This is a genomic window from Mycobacterium sp. NTMscope_Eco_3, from assembly GCF_976985685.1.
The window spans coordinates 5,203,372-5,222,789 of the sequence record NZ_CDRJYZ010000001.1 but is presented as its reverse complement, the minus strand read 5'-3'; the positions used below and the strand labels follow the sequence as shown (position 1 = coordinate 5,222,789).

Sequence of the window (19,418 nt, the reverse complement as noted above, 5' to 3'; positions counted from 1 at the left end):
GGGGCGATCAACTCAACCGGCCTGACCGGTGACGCGCCGCATCGTCATCGCGTACCGAAACCTCGACGACAGGTGGGTATTGATCGTCACCTGGGCCACCTCCCCGTCGGAGGTCGTGTAGGTGCGCCGCATCTGCAGCGCGGCCGTTCCCGCTTCCACGCCGAGGCCGTCGGCCAGCTCCGGGGACAGCAGGACGGCCGCGATCTCCTGGTGCAGCTGGGAGACGCTCACGCCGAACAGATCCTCGATCAACGGGAAAATCGGGCCGGCATGGCGTTGCAGCAGCCTGCCGACCGCGGCGAAACTGCGGCTGATGTAGTACTCCGTTCGGCACATCGGCTCCGACGCCCCATCGGCCTGCCGGTAGCCGCGCACCGAGAGCCACTGGGTGCCGGGCTCGAGTCCGGTCCGGGCGGCGAGGTCCTCGTCGATCGTCACCATCTCGTTGGATTCGATGGTCAACTGCGCGCCGGCAGCGAACGCGAGCAGGTCGTCGATCGACATCGCGTCCTGGGCATAGGAACTCGACGCCGGGCGGGGCACCACCCGGGTGCCCGCCCGCGGCCGGGAGGCGACCAGGTTGTCCTCCCGCAGCCGGCGCAGCGCCTCGCGAACGGTGTAGCGGCTCACCGCAAAGCGCTCACACAGTTGGTGCTCGGTCGGCAGCTGTGATCCCACCGGGTAGACGCCGTCGACGATCTCCTTGCGCAGCGTGCGTGCGATCTGCAGGTAGCGGTGGTCGCCCGCGATGGCCTGGGACATCAGCGCCCCGTGGGGCGCAGGGCCAGCACGCTGCCCTCACCGTCGGCCGAGACGTACAGCGTTCCATCGGCCGCGGCGGTGATGCCGGCGAACGGGCCCTGTGGCCCGGAAAACGGCGGCATGCCACGCAGCGGCTTGGGCGTCACGCCCGGCGGGGGCCCGACCGGCAGACCGGACGCGATCGTCCGGCGCGCGCGGCTGGCGAGATCGAACGCGATCAACTCCTTGGCGCCGGCGTCGACCACGTAGAGCACACCGCCGCGGGCCAGAATGCCTTGCGGCCGTTGAAGGTCGGCGACGACGATGTCGGCCCTCGACCCGTCCAGCCTGACCACCCGCCCCGCGCCGGCCTCCGCCACCAGGGCGGCCCCGTCGGCATCGATCGCGACGCCGACCGGCTCGCGCAGATCGGTCGCCAGCACGTCGATACCCCCCGACCGCAGCGACAGCACCCGCCCGGTGCCCAACTCCGCGACCACCACGGCGCCGGGGCTCACCGCCACCCCGTAAAGCTGGTCGAAACCGTCCGCCAGCACCTCGCTTTCGCTGGCGTCGGGCCGGTAGCGGGCGACCTGGCCGCCTGATGTCGTGACGACGAACTCGCCGGGCCCGCTCGCGGCGACGCCGCGCAGGAATCCGGGATAGCCGGGACTGAACAACATCCCGGCGGTGTGCAAGGACCCGTCGGGCAGGGCGACGTAGAAGTACGTGCCGTCGGCGATGTAGAGCTGCCCGTCATCGCCGACCGCCAGGTCCAGCGGCCAGTTGAGTCCGCCCGGCAACACGGATTCCGTTGTGCCGTCGGGGGATATCTGGGTGATCTCGCCGGTGAAGTTGGAGACGAACAGCCGGTCGCCGACGAAGGTGCAGTTGTCCAGCCCCGGATTCAGCTGGGCGAGCAGGCTCCGTTCGCCGCTGCGGGGATCGATGCGCAGCACCTGCCCGCTGGCCACCTGTGTCGACACGAGGTAGCCCTGAGCGTCGAACTTGACGGAGTCGGGTACGCCGAGATCGCCTGCGACACATTGCGGCTCGCCGCCATCGGGGTCGACGCGCCAGATCTCGTTGGCGCCCATCACCGGGAAGTACAGCAGGCCGTCGGGGCCGACCTCCATCGCGTTCGGTGAAGGCACGTTTTCCAAGAGCACCCGTGGTGGGCCGCCCGTCAGGTCGAATTCCAGCAGGCGCCCGCCCTCGCGGCATTCACCGATGAACAACCGACCGCCATGGAACGTGATGCCGTTGGCCGACGGCACGTCGTCGCGCAGCACTCGCGTCCGGCCGCTGGGCTCGCGCACGCTGACCCGCCCGTCCATCACCTCGGTCGCGTACAGGTTGCCGCCGGGGTCGAACGCGACGTCGTCGGGCGCCACGATGTCGCCGCCCCTGGGGCTGGCGGTGACCAGTTCCCCGGTGCGGTGGTCCAGCGCGCTGACCTGACTGCCGGTCACCTGCGCGATGTAGATGCGGCCGTCCGGGCCGGTGCGCAGCCCGTTGGCACCGAACAGCCGGCTGGGCGCGGTGACCCGCTCGAGCTGCCAGCCCGGCGCGACGTCGATTGCGTCTGGGGCTGGGTACCGCGAGGGCTGCGTGGAGATGGCCCTTGAAATGGACATGCTCGCCGAGGTCCTTCCGTCAGCCGGTTGGGCTGGACGTTATCAATTCCTCGTAGTCCAGACAATAGCCGCCGAAGTGTCCCGGGCCGATCTTGACAGCGAAGTCCACGGGTCGGAATAGTGTTCTCCAATGGACAGAATGCCGTATTTTGTCCGGACAGATCACGATGTGTGCGCGGTGGACGGAAGCAGGTAATGGAGGACTTCCTCAGACTGGACGGCCGCATCGTGGTGGTTTCCGGCGCCGGCGGTGGCGGCATCGGCACGACCGTCGCGGCGATGGCCGCCCGCGCCGGGGCCACGGTGATCGCGGTGAGCCGATCGAAGGAAAACCTCGACGAGCACGTCGCCCCGCTGGCCGCCCACGGCCTGGCCGTGGTGCCCGTCGCGGCCGATGCGTCCACCGACGAGGGCATCGCCGCGGTGATCGACCGCGCGCGCCGCGCCGACGGAGAGTTGTACGGGCTGGTCAATGTCGCCGGCGGCGCCGAGCCGTCGACGTGGATGCCGTCGACCCGGGTGGCACGCGACGACTGGCGCAAGATCTTCGCCGACAACCTCGAAACGGCATTCTTCATGAGCCAGGCCGTGGCGGCCGAGCTCGTCGCGCGGCAGCGGCCGGGATCGATCGTGTCGATCTCGTCGATCAGCGGCATGAACACCGCGCCGTTTCACATCGCCTATGGAACCGCCAAGGCCGCGATCACGGCGATGACCCGCACGATGGCCCTCGAGTTGGCGACGGCGGGGATCCGGGTGAACGCCGTGGCGCCCGGCGTCACCGAGACGGCGGCCTCGCGCACCTACGTCGACGAAGACCCCGACCGGGACCGGCAGGCGATCGCGATGGGTCGCCGTGGGCGGCCCGAGGAACAGGCCGGCGCCATCCTCTTCCTGCTCTCGGAGATGTCGAGCTACATCACCGGCCAGACGCTGCTCGTCGACGGCGGGCTGGACCTCAAATGGAGCCACCTCGGCGCCGACAACACGTCGCTTTTTCTCAAAGACGAATCCTTCCGCGCGGCGATCAGGAGGATGTGATGACCGATCTGGCCAAGGGCACGAACTCCGCTGGGGTCGAGGAACTCTCGACGCCGATGACGATCGGTGTCGAGGCATACATCTCCGAGGACTACGCCCGCGCCGAGCGCGACAGGCTGTGGCGCCGGGTCTGGCAACAGGTCGGCCGCGTCGAGGAATTGCCCGAGGTGGGCAGCTACCTGACCTACGACATCCTCGACGACTCGATCATCGTGGTGCGCACCGGCAGCAACGAATTCCACGCGCACCACAACGTGTGCATGCACCGCGGCCGCCGGCTGATCGACACCCCCGAGGGCGCCAAGAACGCCTGCGCGCGCACCCGAAAGTCGTTCGTCTGCGGCTTTCACGGCTGGACCTATGGCCTGGACGGGGCGTGCACCCACATCCGCGAGCAACAGGACTGGCAGGACGCGCTCACCCCGGACAACACCCACCTTCGACCGGTCCGGGTCGACACGTGGGGCGGCTGGCTGTGGATCAACATGGACCCCGATTGCGAGCCGCTGGCCGATTACCTGTTCCCCGCCGCGAAGATCCTCGACCCGTTCGGCCTGGAAAACATGCGCTACAAATGGCGCAAGTGGCTGTCCTTCGACTGCAACTGGAAGGTCGCGCTGGAGGCCTTCAACGAGACCTACCACGTCTACACCACGCATCCCGAGTTCAACAAGTTCGGCGAGTTCAAGGGGTGGGCGAAAGCCCAAGGCAGACATAGCAACATCGGCTACGACGCTCCAGAGGACATGGAGGCCACCAAGTCCAAGATCCGCCTCGGCATCGGCGCCGACCCGCGGGTGTCCACCGCGGAGATGCAGGTGTACACGATGGAGGAAACCAACGCCACCACCACCCAGACGCTGGTGAACGCCGCCAAGCGACTCGTCGACGAGCTGCCCGAGGGGACGCCGGCCGACAAGGTCCTCGAGCACTGGCTGGCGTCGGCGCGCCGCGACGACGAGGCCCGTGGCGTGGTGTGGCCGACGATTCCCGCCGACATCCTCGGGCAGGCCGGCACCGCGTGGCAGATCTTTCCGAACTTCCAGATCGGGCAGGGCCTGACCAGCGCGCTGTGCTACGGCGCGCGGCCGCACCCCAGCTACAACCCCGACAAGTGCCTCTTCGAGGTGTCGGTCTTCGAGCTGTACCCGAAAGGCCAAGAGCCCCAGACCGAGTGGGAGTACACGCCGGTCGGCGACCCCCGGTGGCGGTCGGTCCTGCCGCAGGACTTCTCCAACATGGCCGCCGTGCAACAGGGCATGAAGTCGCTCGGCTTCGGCGGCACCAAGCCCAATCCGTACCGCGAACGCAGCACGGTCAACCTGCACTACCAACTGTCGAGATACATGGGCGTCGGTGAGCCCCAGGAACTTTCGCACAAGGAGTCCCCATCGGCATGACCATGCACCTGGACAACTGCGGGCCCACCCAGACGCCCGATGACGTCGACATCGCCGCGCTGCGCGAGAAGTACCGCCTGGAGCGCGAAAAGCGGCTGCGCAAAGAAGGTTCCAAGCAGTACATCGAGTTGGAAGACGATTTCGCCGGCTACTACGAGGTCGATCCCTACACCCCGGCCACGCCGCGCGACCCGATTTGCGAGGATATCGACGTCGCGGTCCTGGGCGGTGGCTTCGGGGGCCTGCTGTCGGCGGCCCATCTGAAGAAGGCGGGCGTCGACGACGTACGCGTGATCGAGCTCGGGGGCGACTTCGGCGGCGTCTGGTACTGGAATCGGTATCCGGGCATCCAATGCGACAACGAATCCTACTGCTACATCCCGCTTCTCGAAGAGCTCGACTTCATGCCGTCGAAGAAGTTCGCCGACGGTGCCGAGATCTACCAGCACTGCCGCAACATCGGCAAACACTTCGGCCTCTACGATTCGGCGATCTTCTCCACCCAGGTGCGCGACCTGCGCTGGGACGAGGAGATCAAGCGGTGGCGGATCGGAACCAACCGGGACGACGACATCCGCGCCCGGTTCGTGGTGCTGGCGTCGGGACCCTTCCACCGGCCGAAATTGCCCGGCATTCCGGGGATCAAGGACTTCAAGGGCCACGCGTTCCACTCGTCGCGATGGGACTACGACTACACCGGCGGGGACAGCGGCGGCAACCTGCACAGGCTCGCCGACAAGCGGGTCGCCGTGATCGGCACCGGCGCCACCGCGATCCAGATCGTCCCGTTCCTGGCCCGAGACGCCCAGCACCTCTACGTCTTTCAGCGCACCCCTTCGACCGTCGACGAACGCAACAACGCACCAACCGACCCGGAGTGGGCAAAGTCGTTGCAGCCGGGCTGGCAGCGCGAACGGCAACGCAACTTCCACTCCTGGACGTTCGAAGGCATGGCGCTGGGTCAGCCGGATCTGGTGTGCGACTTCTGGACCGAGCTCGGGCGCAACACCGCGGCCCGGGTGCTCGCGCTGGCCGACCCCGCGTCGATGACCCCCGAGCAGTTCATGGCGATCCGCGAAGAAGAGGATTACAGGTTGATGGAGCGGCTGCGCCGCCGCATCGACGTGATCGTCGAGGACGCGCAGACCGCCGAGGCGCTCAAGCCCTACTACCGGTTCCTGTGCAAGCGGCCGCTGTCCAACGACGAGTACCTGCCGATGTTCAACCGCCCCAACGTCACCCTCGTCGACGTCTCCGATTCCAAAGGCGTGGAACGGATCACCGAAAAGGGCTTGGTCGCGGGCGGCGTCGAGTACGAGGTCGACTGCATCATTTATGCCAGCGGCTTCGAGATCACCACCGAGATCAGCCGGCGCTATTCCATGGAGACGATCGAGGGACGCGACGGGCTGTCGCTGTTCGACTACTGGCGCGACGGCTACAAGACGCTGCACGGGATGACCAGCCGCGGATTCCCGAACCAGTTCTATACCGGTTTCACCCAGGTCGGCATCTCCGCCAATATCGCCGCCAACTACGAGCTGCAGGGTGAGCACATCGCCTTCATCATCGCCGAGGCGTTGAAGCGGGGGGCGACCACCGTGGAGCCCAGCGCGGCGGCGCAGGAGCAGTGGTGCGCGACGATCCGGGAAACCGCGGTGGACAATTCGGCGTTCGACGCCCAGTGCACGCCCGGCTACTACAACAACGAAGGCGGCGGCGGGGGAGAGGGCATCCGGTCACACCTGGGCGAACCGTACGGCCCCGGCTTTTACGCCTTCGAGGACCTGCTGCGGGCGTGGCGGGGCAAGGGCGACCTGGACGGGTTGGTGCTCGGCGCTTGACCGAAATCCCTGCAGCGCAATTACGATTCGACGACCGCGTCGCCGTGGTGACCGGAGCCGGCCGCGGCTTGGGTCGCGCCTACGCGCAACTGCTGGCCGCACGCGGGGCGCAGGTGGTCGTCAACGACGTCGGCGGCGCCCTCGACGGCGACGGGGTCGACGCCGGTCCCGCCGAGCAGGTCGTCGCCGAGATCACCGCGGCCGGGGGACAGGCCGTCGCGTGCAGCGCGTCGGTCGCGACCGCCGACGGCGGCGCCGCGATCATCGCGACCGCGCTCGAGCACTATGGCCGCATCGACATCCTGGTGCACAACGCCGGCAACGTCCGTCGAGCCTCCCTGAAGGAGATGAGCTACGAGGACTTCGACGCCGTGCTCGACGTACACCTGCGCGGCGCGTTCAACGTTGTGCGCCCGGCGTTTCCGCTGATGTGCGGCGCGGGCTACGGCCGCATCGTGCTGACGTCGTCGATCGGCGGGCTGTACGGAAACCACGACGTGGCGAACTACGCGGCCGCCAAGGCGGGTGTGATCGGGTTGTCCAACGTCGCCGCGCTCGAGGGCGCCGCCGAGGGCGTGCGCTGCAACGTGATCGTGCCGGCGGCGGTGACGCGCATGGCGGAAGGCATCGACACGACCGCCTACCCGCCGATGGGACCGGAACTCGTTGCGCCCGTGGTGGGCTGGCTCGCGCACGAGTCCTGCTCGGTGACCGGCGAACTGTTCATCGCGCTGGCGGGCCGCGTGGCCCGAGCGGTCGTCGCGGAGAGCCCCGGCGTGTGCCGGTCATCGTGGACGATCGAGGACGTCGGCAACCATCTGGACGCGATCCGCTACGTCGAGGCGCCGACGATCTTCCCGGTCGTCCCGGATGGACACGACCAGCACATCCGCTACAGCTTCGAGCTGGCGCAGAGGTCAAACGATCAAGGAGCGCTCCATGGCTAGCCCCTCGGGCCCGATGGCCGGCCTGCGCGTGATCGATCTCACCGCGATGGTGATGGGGCCCTACTGCACCCAGATCATGGCCGACATGGGCGCCGACGTGATCAAAGTCGAACCGCCCCAAGGCGATAACACCCGCTACATCTCGGTGGGCCCGGCGCCGGGCATGAGCGGGGTGTTCGTCAACGTCAACCGCGGCAAGCGCAGCATCGTGCTGGACCTGCAGACCGACGCCGGAACGCGGGCGCTACGCGCGCTGGTCGAGACCGCCGACGTGTTCATCCACTCGATGCGCGCCAAGGCGATCGCCAAGCTCGGCTTCGGCTACGACGACGTCGCCGCGATCAATCCCCAAGTCGTCTACACCAATTGCTACGGATACGGGCGACGCGGACCCGATCGCGATCGCCCCGCTTACGACGACACGATCCAGGCCGAATGCGGCCTCCCGGCGGTGCAACAGCAATTGACCGGCGAGGCCGACTACGTCGGCACCATCATGGCCGACAAGATCGCCGGACTGACGGCGCTGTACGCCACCACCATGGCGTTGTTCCACCGCGAGCGCACCGGGCAGGGACAAGAGGTCGAGGTCGCCATGTTCGAGACCATGGCGTCGTTCATGCTCGTCGAGCATGCCAACGGCGCCCTGTTCGATCCCCCGCTGGGGCCCGCGGTGTATCCGCGCACCGTGGCCCCCAACCGCCGCCCGTACCGCACCAGCGACGGCCACATCGCCGCGCTGATCTACAACGACAAGCACTGGAACGCCTTCATGAACGCCGTGCGGCCGCCCTGGGCCAGCGAGCTGTACGCGACGCTGGAACAGCGTGCCCGCGAGATCGACACCGTCTACGGGCTGGTGGCCGAGACGATGAAAGAGCGTTCCACCGCGGAGTGGTTGAAGCTTCTGCGCGAACTCGAGATACCCGCCGCGCCGCTGAACACGCCGGGCGCGCTGTTCGACGATCCGCATCTCAACGCGGTCGGCATGTTCGAGACCGTGGACACCCCGCACGGACCGGTGCGCTTCCCGGGCGTACCCACCTGGTTCTCCCAGACGCCCGGCCGCGTCGCGGGCCCGGCGCCCGAACTCGGCGCCCACACCTCCGAAGTGCTCGCCGAAATCAGCGCGAGCAGACACAGAATCGCACGAAACACACCGCCAGAGCACGATTTTGCGTCTGCTCGCGACGGAAAGGAACTTCAACGATGACCGTGCCGGTGTACAAGCGCATCCTCGACCTGTTCGAGGCCGAGGGCGTGAACACGATCTTCGGGATCCCTGACCCGAACTTCGTGCACATGTTCGCCGAGGCCGACGCGCGCGGGTGGTCCGTGGTCGCGCCGCATCATGAACTGAGCGCGGGCTTCATGGCCGAGGCGGCGTCGCGGATGACCGGCAAGCCCGGCCTGTGCATCGGCACGCTCGGCCCGGGCATGGCCAACATGGCCGGAGCGATCCAGTGCGCACTCGTGGAGAACTCGCCGGTGATCTTCCTCGGCGGCCAGCGCGCCCGCATCACCGAACGCCGGGTCCGGCGCGGACGCATCCAATTCGTCCGCCAGGAGCCGCTTTTCGCCCCGTCCGTCAAGTACAGCGCGTCCATCGAGTACGCCGATCAGACCGACGAGATCATCCACGAGGCGATCCGCCAGGCCATGTCCGGCACCCCCGGCCCGGCCTACGTCGAATACCCGTCGCACGTCATCCTCGAAGAGCTCGACGTGGCCGATCCGCTGCCGCCCCATCGGTATCGCCTCGTCAACCAGGGCGCGGGGGCCCCGGAGATCGCCAAGGCCGCGAAGCTGATTCGCGAAGCGAAGAGCCCGATTCTGTTGGTGGGCCACGGCGTGCACACGTCGCGCACCGGTCCGGCGGTGAAGGAGCTCGCCGAGTTGATGGCCTGCCCTGTCATCCAGACCTCCGGGGGTACGTCGTACATCCCGGGTCTGCAGGAGCGGACATTCCCCTACTTGTTCTCGCCGGCCGCCAACGAGGCCGTCGAGGAATCCGACCTGTGCGTCGCGCTGGGGACCGAACTCGGTGAGCCGATGCACTACGGCCGGACCCAGCATTGGGCGGGCAACGATGCGAACCGCAAATGGGTGTACGTCGAGCAGGACCCGGCCGCCATCGGCGTCAACCGCCAGTTCGACGTGCCGCTGGTGGGCGATCTGCGCGGCGTCGTGCCGCAGCTCGTCGACGCGCTCCGCGACACGCCGCGCACCCCGTCGGCCAAACTCGAGAAGTTGGTCAAGGCCGACGCCGAGGAGCTCGCTCAGCTCGCCGAGACTGCGCCGTCGGGTCGTTCGCCGATTCACCCAGCGCGCTACGTCGTCGAGGCCACCAAGGCGTTCAACGAACTCGACGACGCCATCATGGTCCGCGACGGCGGCGCGACCGTCATCTTTCAGTGGACCTACTCGCAGGCCAAACCGCGCGACGTGATCTGGAACCAGAACTTCGGCCACCTCGGCACCGGCCTGCCCTACGCGGTCGGGGCATCCGTCGCCGAGGGCGGCAAGCGCCCCGTCATGCTGCTGACCAGCGACTCGGCTTTCCTCTTCCACATCGCCGAGCTGGAAACGGCTGCGCGGCAGCATCTTCCGCTGGTGTGCGTGGTGGGCGTCGACCACCAGTGGGGCCTGGAAGTGGGCGTCTACAAGCGCACGTTTGAGCAGCCCTCACCGCAGCCCGGCGTGCACTGGAGCAAGGACGTCCGGATGGACAAGATCGCGGAGGGCTTCGGCTGCCACGGCGAGTTCGTCGAGAAGGAATCCGAGATCGGACCGGCCATCGCGCGCGCCTACGCCAGCGGCAAGGTCGGTGTGGTGCATGTGTGCATCGACCCGAAGGCCAACTCCGAGGAGATGCCCAAGTACGACCGATTCCGCACCTGGTACGCAGAAGGCACCCAGTAAGCGTCGCAACTAAGGAAGAGTGCAAGCTATGCGCGAATACCTGAAGTTCTACATCGACGGACAGTGGGTCGACCCGGTGCGGCCCAACGCCTTCGAGGTGGAAAACCCGGCGACCGAGCAGGTTTCCGGAAAGATCTCGTTGGGATCGGCGGCCGACGTCGACGTGGCGGTTCAGGCCGCCCGGCGCGCCTTTGCCGGCTGGTCGCAGAGCACCCGGGAACAGCGCCTGGACTTGTTGCAGGCCATCCTCGCCGAATACCAGAAGCGCGCGGACGATCTCGCCGAGGCGGTCACCGAGGAGATCGGCGCGCCGCCCTCACTGGCCGCGGGCCCGCAGGTCTTCCTCGGCATCGGCCACCTCACGACGGCCATCGACGTGCTGAAGAACTTCCCGTTCTCCGAACACAAAGGGGAGACCCTGATCGCCAAGGAGCCGATCGGTGTCTGCGGCTTGATCACGCCGTGGAACTGGCCGATCAACCAGGTCGCCGTCAAGGTGTACCCGGCGCTGGCGACCGGCTGCACCGTCGTGCTGAAACCCTCTGAGGTCGCGCCTTATTCGCCCTACATCTTCACCGAGATCCTGGCCGCCGCCGGCGTGCCGGCCGGGGTGTTCAACCTGGTCAACGGCGACGGCCCGGGCGTCGGCGCGGCCCTGGCGAGCCACCCCGACATCGACATGGTGTCGTTCACCGGGTCCACGCGCGCCGGCATCGAGGTCGCCAAGAACGCCGCCCCCACGGTGAAGCGGGTGACCCAGGAGCTCGGCGGGAAGAGCCCCAACATCGTCCTCGACGACGGTGGCTTCGCCGACGGCGTGCGGGCCGGTGTCGCCAACATGATGCCCAACTCGGGGCAGAGCTGTAACGCGCCGTCGCGCATGCTGGTGCCGAATTCACGGATGGCCGAGGCGATTAACCTCGCGCGTGAGGTAGCCGAGCAGGTCCAGGTGGGCACCCCCGGCGACGCGACGGCGATCGGGCCGGTGGCGTCGAAGACGCAGTTCGAGAAGGTGCAGCGCCTGATTCAGCAGGGCATCGACGAGGGCGCGACCGTGGTCGCGGGCGGCCCGGGCCGGCCGGCGGGGCTGGACACGGGGTACTACGTCAAGCCGACCGTTTTCGCGCACGTCACCAACGACATGACGATCGCGCGCGAGGAGATCTTCGGGCCGGTGCTGTGCATCCTCGGCTATGACGACCTCGACCAGGCCGTCGAGATCGCCAACGACACCGAGTACGGTCTCGCCGGCTATGTCTCCGGGGCCGACCTCGACACGGCACGCGAAGTTGCCCGCAGGATCCGCGCGGGATGGGTGACGATCAACCACGCATTCGACATGAACGCGCCGTTCGGCGGCTACAAGCGCAGCGGCAATGGCCGCGAATGGAGCGAGTTCGGCTTCCACGAATACCTGGAGGTCAAGAGCACCCTCGGCTACGCGCCCGACAAGGCCGCCCGATAGCCCGCCGCACCGAAATCCGAACGCACCACGGCCGAAAACCGTTGCGTGTCCTCCGCGGAATCCCGCGCGTCCACCCTTAAGCTGGCTCCGTTCACGAGGAGGGGCAGCGACGTATCGGCATCAACCATGGCGCCGGGCGGGATGGTAGTCACGGCGCGTTGACGGCGAGCACCGAGCCGGGCGGGTCTCACCCCGCACCGGCTCGTCGTAGTCGGCCCCGATGGGTCGCCCCCGTGCGCCGGGTTGGCCGGCTGGCCGTCTGGGACCGCCCCGAGCGGCGCAGCGGAATCCCGGCGCTCGACGGCCTGCGCGCGATCGCCGTCGCGCTGGTGCTCATCGGGCACGGAGGAATCCCCGGCGTCAGCGGCGGATTCATCGGCGTCGACGTCTTCTTCGTTCTCAGCGGATTCCTGATCACCTCGCTGCTGCTCGACGAGCTGGGACGCACCGGCCGCATCGAGCTCACCGGCTTCTGGATCCGGCGCGCGCGGCGGCTGCTGCCGGCGCTGGTGTTGATGGTGCTCACCGTGGCGGCGGCCCGGCAGCTGCTACCCGAGCGGTCGCTCACCGGCCTGCGCGACGACGCCATCGCGGCGTTCGTGTGGATGGCGAACTGGCGGTTCGTCGCCCAGAAGACCGACTACTTCACCCAGGGGGCGCCGCCGTCGCCGCTGCAGCACACCTGGTCGCTCGGGGTGGAGGAGCAGTACTACTTCGTCTGGCCGCTGCTGCTGATCGCGGTCGCGCTGGCGCTGGCCGCACGCGCGAGGCGCCGCTTCACCCGGGCCACCGTCGGCGGGGTGCGCTTCGCGACGTTTGTCATCGCCACCCTCGGGACGCTGGCGTCCGCGGCGCTCGCCATCGTCATGGCCTCCGACGGCACCCGCGACCGGATCTACTTCGGCACCGACACCCGCGCGCAGGCGCTGCTGGTCGGTGCGGCGGCCGCCGCCCTGCTGGTACGGGACTGGCAGTCGATGAACCGCGGCTGGTGCATGATCCGCACCCGGTGGGCGCGGCGCGCCGCCCGGATCCTGCCGCTGCTGGGTGTGGCGGGGCTGGCGGCGGCGACCCACTACGCCACCGGCGCCAGCGGCGAATTCCGCCACGGCCTGCTGATCGGCGTCGCGATCGCGGCCGTCCTCGTCATCGCCCCGGTCGGCCTGGAGCAGCGCGGCGTCGTCGCCCGCGCGCTCGCGTTGCCGCCGCTGGTGTGGCTCGGGACCATCTCGTATGGCATCTACCTGTGGCACTGGCCGATCTTCTTGGCGCTCAACGGCGAACGCACCGGGTGGGCCGGGCTGCCGCTGTTCGCCGCGCGGTGCGCCGCCACGGTGGCGGTGGCCGCGGCGTCGTATTGGGTGCTCGAGCAGCCCATCCGGCGCTGGCGCCCTTCGCGGGTGCCGCTGCTGCCGTTGGCGGCGGCGACCGTGGCCAGCGCCGCGGCGGTGACGCTGTTGGTGGTTCCGGTGGGAACCGGGCCGGGACTGCGTGAGGTGGGCCTGCCGCCCGGTGTCTCGGCGGTCGCGGCGGTCTCGCCGTCGCCGCCGGGAGAAAGCCGGCCCCGGGATCCCAATCGGCCGTTCACCGTCTCGGTGTTCGGTGATTCGATCGGGTGGACGTGGATGCACTACCTCCCGCCGACGCCGGGATTCGCCTTCCTCGACCACACCGTCATCGGGTGCAGCCTGGTGCGCGGCACGCCGTACCGGTATGTGGGTCAGACGCTGGAGCAGCGATCCGAGTGCGACGGCTGGCCGATTCGATGGGCGAGGCAGGTCAGCCAGGACCAGCCCGATGTCGCGCTGCTGATCATCGGCCGCTGGGAAACCGTGGATCGCGTCAACGAGGGCCAGTGGACCCACATCGGCGACCCGACCTTCGACGCCTACCTCAACGGCGAACTCGAGCGGGCGCTGACTATCGCCGGTTCCACCGGTGTGCGGGTGGTGGTCGCGACCGTGCCGTACAGCCGCGGCGGTGAGAAGCCGGACGGCCGGCTGTATCCCGAGGACCAGCCGGACCGGGTCAACCTGTGGAACACCATGTTGCGCAAGACCGTCAGCCATCACCCGAACGTCGCGATCCTCGACCTGAACAAGAAGCTGTGCCCCGACGGCGTCTACACCGCCAAGGTCGACGGCATCAAGGTGCGCAGCGACGGTGTGCACCTGACCCCGGAAGGGGTGAAGTGGCTGACGCCGTGGCTCGAGGAATCGCTGCGGTAGCGCCGCGCAGGCAATTCTCCTAAGTGCCTGTGCGGCAGCTGATCTCCATGCTGTCGCTGTCGCGAACCTGGAAGTTGAAGCTGACGTAGCCGTTGTCCTGGTCGCGCACCCGGTCGAGATACGGGGCCATGTCGGCCGAGCTGGCGTTGTCGGCGATGACCAACGCACCCGTGGACAGGCGGGGCTCGAGCAGCTCGATCACGGGCAGGTACAAGTCTTTCCAACCGTCGAGCAGCAGAAAATCGATCGCCCCGTCCAGGCTTTCCAGCGTGCTCAAGGCGTCGCCCTCCAGGATCGTGATCACATCGTCCAAGCCCGTCTCGGCGAAGGTCTGCTTCGCGGCGGCGATCTTGGTGGCGCTGAGCTCGGTGGTCACCACCCGGCCGCTCCCGTTGTCACGCACCGCGGCGGCCAGGTGAACGGCGGAAATCCCGAACGACATCCCGAATTCGACGACGGTCGCCGGGCGGGTGGCGCGGACCAGCGAATACAGCAGCCGGCCGGCTTCGGGCGTCACCGGGATGTAGAACTCGCTCATCGCGTCGGCGCGCTCCTGGGCGGTCATCGGCTGATCGAAGGTGCCACGCCGCTCGCGCAAGAGCGACATCTGGTTCTTCGACTCGGCGTACATGCGGTCGAGCGCCGATGCGACCCGCGGATCCTGCAGGGTTGTGGTCATGTCGCCGAGCGTAGCCCGGCGACGGTGAGCGCCGGAACGGCGCGAGTGAGGAGCGGGCGATCGAACCGGGCCCGGCGACGGTGAGCGCCGGAACGGCGCGAGTGAGGAGCGGGCGATCGAACCGAGGGCGGCGACGGTGAGCGCCGGAACGGCGCGAGTGAGGAGCGGGCAATCGAACCGAGGCAGCCCGGGTGGGCGCTGGGGGCGCGACGGCGGCGCCACGCTCAGCGCAAATGAGTTTGACGAGCCCGGGCCGCGGTGCCACTATGGACTCCGCAAGCACCTCGGTAGGTGAGGCGTCTGCATGGATACAGGCCACTGACCCCGAACGTCGAGAGACGCCCCGGGTCAGGACAGCTCTTCCCGGACCCAAGGGTTGAGCCCAAGTGGCTTCTGGACGACCATCGGCTCCGTCCGGATACGCCGTGCAGTGCCGAAGCTCCGACGAGAGGGGTGCGACCGGCGGCGTTGGTGCCGTCGGTCATTCGTGCCTCTCTCGTTCAGGTGAATGTGATGACACCCGCGTGTGTCCCGGCCGTGAGGAGGTGAGGGCGAGATGAGTCCCGGCGATAGTCCGCATCCAAAATTCGTTTTGTCCCGATCCGGCTCCGGCATTCCTTCCGCCGCCTGACCTTCCTTCCGGTCCTGCGCGGCTGACACGTTCCACGGACGGTGTCGACGCCGATCGGACCTCTGGCAGGAGAAGATCATGGCTTTTGTTGTTACGCACCGTTTTTCCGCCGCCCCCAGGGGACGCGGCCGGTCGATGCTGCGCGCGGGCCGGTTGCTGGCCGACAAGTTGCACCTGCGGGCCAACCTGACCCCCCAGGAGCGGGCCAACCTGTACGTTTCGCGGATGCCGATCGCCGTGGTCACCGCCTCGCTGGGCGGACACGTGTCGGGCCGCCCCGACAACCACTGGTGATCCGTTCCCCGCATCGGGCGCATCCGCATTCCTCACCGCGAGGTGAGAACGATTCGTACAGCGAGGATCAGATGACTTCGATCCACACCCGCGGCGGCCGCCGCAGCCTTATTTTCGGCCGTTCGGCCGCCGCGGTGGAGACCCCGCACGCCGAGGAGCAGGGGCCGACGGTGCTGGACACCGCGCACGTCGGCGACATCGTCGGCGCGTTCGGCCGCATCGGGCGCGACGGCACCGGGGGCACCACGAACGGCCGCTGGCGGCGGCTGAAGACACTGGCGGTCATCAGCGGTCCCGGCCTGATCGTGATGGTCGGCGACAACGACGCCGGTGGCGTCGCGACCTACGCCCAGGCCGGCCAGGACTACGGGATGGGCCTGCTGTGGACGCTGGCACTGATGATTCCGGTGCTGTACGTGAACCAGGAAATGGTGCTGCGGCTGGGCGCCGTCGCCCGGGTGGGTCACGCGCGCTTGATCTTCGAACGGTTCGGAAAGTTCTGGGGCGCCTTCAGCGTCGGTGACCTGTTGGTCTTGAACGCCCTGACAATCGTCACCGAATTCATCGGTGTGTCACTGGCTCTCGGTTTCCTGGGCTGCCCGAAGTTCGTCGCCGTCCCGGCCGCCGCGGTGCTGCTGTTCGCCGTCGTGGCCGGGGGGTCGTTTCGCCGCTGGGAGCGGTTGATGTTCCTGCTGATCGCCGTCAACGTGCTGATCATCCCGATGGTGCTGCTGGCGCACCCGGCCCCGAAAGCGACTGCGGCCGGCCTGATTCCGCAATTCCCCGGTGGGCTGAACTCGACCGTGCTGCTGCTGGTGGTCGCGATCGTGGGAACGACCGTCGCGCCGTGGCAGCTGTTCTTCCAGCAGTCCAACGTGGTCGACAAGCGCATCACCGCGCGCTGGATCCCTTACGGGCGAGCCGATTTGGTGATCGGGATCGTCGTGGTCATGGTCGGGGCGACGGCGCTGATGGCGGTGACGGCGTTCGGATTGGCGGGCACCGCCGATGCCGGCCACTTCACCGACGCGGGCGCCGTCGCCGCCGGGTTGTCCCGGCATCTGGGCGGCACGGTGGGGGCGCTGTTTGCGATCATCCTGCTCGACGCGTCGCTGATCGGCGCCAACGCCGTCGGCCTGGCGACCACCTATGCCGTCGGTGACGCCATGGGCAAGCGGCACTCGTTGCATTGGAAGATCAGCGAGGCGCCGGTGTTCTACGGTGGCTACGCGGCGCTGCTCGCGGTGTCGGCGGCCGTCTCGTTCAGCCCCGACCACATCCTGGGGCTGGTGACCCAGGGCGTGCAGGCGCTCGCCGGCGTGCTGCTCCCCTCGGCGACCGTCTTTCTGGTCTTGCTGTGCAATGACCGCGCGGTGCTGGGGCCGTGGGTGAACACGGTGCGGCAGAACATCATTGCGTGGAGCATCGTGTGGTGCCTGGTGCTGTTGTCGCTGGCGTTGACGGCGACGACGTTCTTCCCGGACCTGTCCACGGCCACCATCGAGATCGGGCTCGGTGTCGGCGCCGTGATCGGCATCGTCGGCGGTGCGGTGATGATCATCGTCGGCCGGCGGCATCGCAGCCTGGCCGAGGCGGAAGCCATCGTGCGCACCCTCGGAGGTGGTCTCGACCCCGAGCAGGTCGACGAACTCGACGACGCCGCATCGCTCACCCGCGCCGAACGGCGGGCCGTGCGCCGCCAGGACCGGGCCGGCTGGCAAACCCCGAACCTGGCCCTGCTCGACAGGCCGGCGATGTCGCCGTCGCGCCGGGCGGGGTTGCTCACGCTGCGCGGCTATCTCGTGGTGGCCGTCGCGTTCGTCATCATCAAAATCGTGCAGGCCGGGGTCATCGAGCCGGTCTCGTCATTGTGAGCCGGTAGGCAGCAGAACGATTTTCCCGTGGGTGTGCCGTTGCTCGAGTTCGGCGAACGCGTCGGCGACCCGGTCCAGCGGATAGGTTGCGGCGACGTCGAACTCGATGGCGCCGGAGACGATCAGGCCGGCCATTTCGGCGAGCACTTCGGGTGTCGAGGCGTCCATGCTGCCCTCGGTCTTGGCGCCCACCTCGTCGGCCTTCTGGAAGGCGATGATGGTGTCGATCCGCTGCGGCGCCACGCCGAGGTCCATGGCGAGCTGGACGTAGTCCGGGCCGAACAGATCGATGAACGCGTCGATTCCGTCCGGCGCCGCGTCGCGCAGCCGCTCGGCGAGCCCGTCACCGTAGGCGATCGGGACGACGCCGTGCGCGCGCAGCCAGTCGGCGTTGCCGGGGCCCGCGATGCCGAGGACGCGCGCCTCGCGGAGCACCAGAAGCTGCACCACCAGGCTGCCCACCCCGCCGGCGGCGGCCGACACGGCGACCGTCTCACCCGGTTGGGGCGCAACCGCACGCACCGCCGCGTACGCCGTCACGCCCGCCACGTAGAGCGAACCCGCTGCCTCCCAACCGAGTTGAGGAGGTTTGCGGATCAACTGGCCCACCGGAACGGCGACGTGGGTCGCGTGGCTGGAGCGGCGCAGGCTGAAACCCAAGACCTCGTCGCCGACCGCAAACTCGGTGACCCCGGGCGCCACCGCCGTCACGACGCCGGCGAGATCGCTGCCCTCCCCGGAGGGAAAGGTGGCCGGGAACCTCTCGTGCATCGCCCCGACCCGGATGCCGGCCTCGCCGGGGTTGATCCCGGCCGCGCGAACCTCGACGACGACCTCACCCGGCTCGGGCGTGGGCATGTCGATGTCCGCCACGTACAACACCTCACGGCCCCCGTAGCGGTCGAACCGTACGGCGCGCGCCGTTGCAGCGGTCATGCCGATCTCCTCACGCGAAGACACCCCTACCCACGCCAGCATAGGCACGCAAAGAGCTACCCATCGCCGGCCCGTTGGGCATATGTTCGTAACAACTCGAACACGGATGACGTGTGGAAGGGACATGCGTGGGGGTTGCTCGAATCGGCGTGGCGGGCGGGGCCTTGCGGCACGTGACCGCCATGACCGCGATCGTCGCGGTCGGCGCCGCGAGCGCGGGCTGCGGCGGTGCGGACGAATCCTCGTCGCCCTCAGTGACGGAGTCGAGCCCGTCCGCGTCCCCGACCGGCTCGAGCGCGGTCACCGGGCCGCCGCCGGGCCAACCCACCGATTACGGCTTTCTGCTGATCAAGCCGAGCGACGTGGGCTTGGGGCTCACCGCGCCCCAGTCGCCGATGCTCAACCCCAACAACGCGCCGGGGGTCGCGCAGCTGTTCGCCAACGCCGACAGCGGCCGCCGCCTGTGGGACACCATTGTGGTGACCGCCGATCCCTCGGCCGCAGCGGCCGAACTGGCCGGCAGCAAAAGCGATTACGCCGGCAAGGTGGTCGGCGACTGGCGGCCCCTCGCCGTGGGCGCCAACGGCTCAGCGATTTCGGGGGCCTCACCCGACAACTCCCAAGCCATGACGGTCCTGCTGTTCACCGAAGGCAAGGCGCTCGTCACCCTGGAATTCGACAGCGCACCCAACGACCCGTTCGACCCGGCCGCGGCCCTCGACATCGCGCGCAAGCAAGACGAAGCGATCAAGAGGGGATTGCCCGGCTAGGACAGCATG

15 protein-coding genes and 1 riboswitch are annotated in these 19,418 nt (G+C 68.5%); of the genes, 11 read left to right on the top strand and 4 right to left on the bottom strand.

Features of this window, described 5'->3' with window-relative positions:
• Nucleotides 1-12: 12 nt before the first annotated feature.
• Both AC0KTM_RS24265 and AC0KTM_RS24260 read right to left on the bottom strand, forming a co-directional pair.
• A complete protein-coding gene (locus AC0KTM_RS24265; RefSeq protein ID WP_225327294.1) occupies nt 13-762 on the bottom strand; it encodes a GntR family transcriptional regulator in 750 nt (249 codons plus the stop codon).
• Nucleotides 762-2,378 carry a Vgb family protein gene (locus AC0KTM_RS24260; RefSeq protein WP_225327293.1) on the bottom strand — a complete coding sequence of 539 codons (1,617 nt, stop codon included), beginning with the start codon at nt 2,376-2,378 and terminating at the stop codon, nt 762-764. The genes AC0KTM_RS24265 and AC0KTM_RS24260 overlap by 1 nt, the downstream gene beginning before the upstream one ends.
• 195 nt (nt 2,379-2,573) lie before the next feature.
• Here AC0KTM_RS24260 and AC0KTM_RS24255 point away from each other — a divergent pair, with 195 nt between their 5' ends.
• The 8 genes from AC0KTM_RS24255 (at nt 2,574) to AC0KTM_RS24220 (ending at nt 14,225) form a co-directional block, all read left to right on the top strand.
• Nucleotides 2,574-3,419 carry an SDR family NAD(P)-dependent oxidoreductase gene (locus AC0KTM_RS24255; protein WP_225327292.1) on the top strand — a complete coding sequence of 282 codons (846 nt, stop codon included), beginning with the start codon at nt 2,574-2,576 and terminating at the stop codon, nt 3,417-3,419.
• Entirely contained in the window at nt 3,419-4,819 is a 1,401-nt protein-coding gene (locus AC0KTM_RS24250; RefSeq protein WP_225327291.1) for an aromatic ring-hydroxylating oxygenase subunit alpha, read from the top strand. Before AC0KTM_RS24255 ends, AC0KTM_RS24250 begins: the two co-directional genes overlap by 1 nt.
• Nucleotides 4,816-6,663 carry a flavin-containing monooxygenase gene (locus AC0KTM_RS24245; protein WP_238957178.1) on the top strand — a complete coding sequence of 616 codons (1,848 nt, stop codon included), beginning with the start codon at nt 4,816-4,818 and terminating at the stop codon, nt 6,661-6,663. The genes AC0KTM_RS24250 and AC0KTM_RS24245 overlap by 4 nt, the downstream gene beginning before the upstream one ends.
• A complete protein-coding gene (locus AC0KTM_RS24240) occupies nt 6,660-7,610 on the top strand; it encodes an SDR family NAD(P)-dependent oxidoreductase (protein WP_238957177.1) in 951 nt (316 codons plus the stop codon). Before AC0KTM_RS24245 ends, AC0KTM_RS24240 begins: the two co-directional genes overlap by 4 nt.
• Nucleotides 7,611-7,623: 13 nt before the next feature.
• Entirely contained in the window at nt 7,624-8,823 is a 1,200-nt protein-coding gene (locus tag AC0KTM_RS24235; protein WP_238957419.1) for a CaiB/BaiF CoA transferase family protein, read from the top strand.
• Nucleotides 8,820-10,532, top strand: coding sequence for a thiamine pyrophosphate-binding protein (locus AC0KTM_RS24230; RefSeq protein ID WP_225327288.1), 1,713 nt, complete (start codon nt 8,820-8,822; stop codon nt 10,530-10,532). The genes AC0KTM_RS24235 and AC0KTM_RS24230 overlap by 4 nt, the downstream gene beginning before the upstream one ends.
• Before the next feature lie 28 nt (nt 10,533-10,560).
• Nucleotides 10,561-11,997 carry an aldehyde dehydrogenase family protein gene (locus AC0KTM_RS24225; RefSeq protein ID WP_238957176.1) on the top strand — a complete coding sequence of 479 codons (1,437 nt, stop codon included), beginning with the start codon at nt 10,561-10,563 and terminating at the stop codon, nt 11,995-11,997.
• 233 nt (nt 11,998-12,230) lie between these two features.
• Complete coding sequence (locus AC0KTM_RS24220) at nt 12,231-14,225, top strand: acyltransferase family protein (RefSeq protein WP_225327286.1); 1,995 nt, start codon at nt 12,231-12,233, stop codon at nt 14,223-14,225.
• 19 nt (nt 14,226-14,244) lie between these two features.
• Here AC0KTM_RS24220 and AC0KTM_RS24215 read toward each other — a convergent pair whose 3' ends face one another.
• A complete protein-coding gene (locus AC0KTM_RS24215) occupies nt 14,245-14,904 on the bottom strand; it encodes an O-methyltransferase (protein WP_238957175.1) in 660 nt (219 codons plus the stop codon).
• Nucleotides 14,905-15,180: 276 nt separating this feature from the next.
• A riboswitch (M-box (ykoK) riboswitch) is annotated at nt 15,181-15,364 on the top strand.
• Nucleotides 15,365-15,613: 249 nt separating this feature from the next.
• On the opposite strand from AC0KTM_RS24215, the gene AC0KTM_RS24210 reads away from it, so the two are divergent.
• Nucleotides 15,614-15,829 (top strand): hypothetical protein, encoded by a 216-nt coding sequence (locus AC0KTM_RS24210; protein ID WP_225327318.1) that lies wholly within the window; start codon nt 15,614-15,616, stop codon nt 15,827-15,829.
• A gap of 71 nt (nt 15,830-15,900) precedes the next feature.
• A complete protein-coding gene (locus AC0KTM_RS24205; RefSeq protein WP_225327284.1) occupies nt 15,901-17,703 on the top strand; it encodes an NRAMP family divalent metal transporter in 1,803 nt (600 codons plus the stop codon).
• Here the strand turns inward: AC0KTM_RS24205 and AC0KTM_RS24200 are convergent.
• The gene (locus AC0KTM_RS24200) at nt 17,695-18,639 is read right to left on the bottom strand and encodes an NADP-dependent oxidoreductase (protein ID WP_238957174.1); all 945 of its coding nucleotides are present in this window, start codon (nt 18,637-18,639) and stop codon (nt 17,695-17,697) included. The genes AC0KTM_RS24205 and AC0KTM_RS24200 overlap by 9 nt on opposite strands.
• Nucleotides 18,640-18,767: 128 nt before the next feature.
• On the opposite strand from AC0KTM_RS24200, the gene AC0KTM_RS24195 reads away from it, so the two are divergent.
• Nucleotides 18,768-19,409: a hypothetical protein gene (locus tag AC0KTM_RS24195; RefSeq protein WP_425326342.1), complete on the top strand. Its 642-nt coding sequence runs from the start codon at nt 18,768-18,770 to the stop codon at nt 19,407-19,409.
• Nucleotides 19,410-19,418 lie beyond the last annotated feature (9 nt).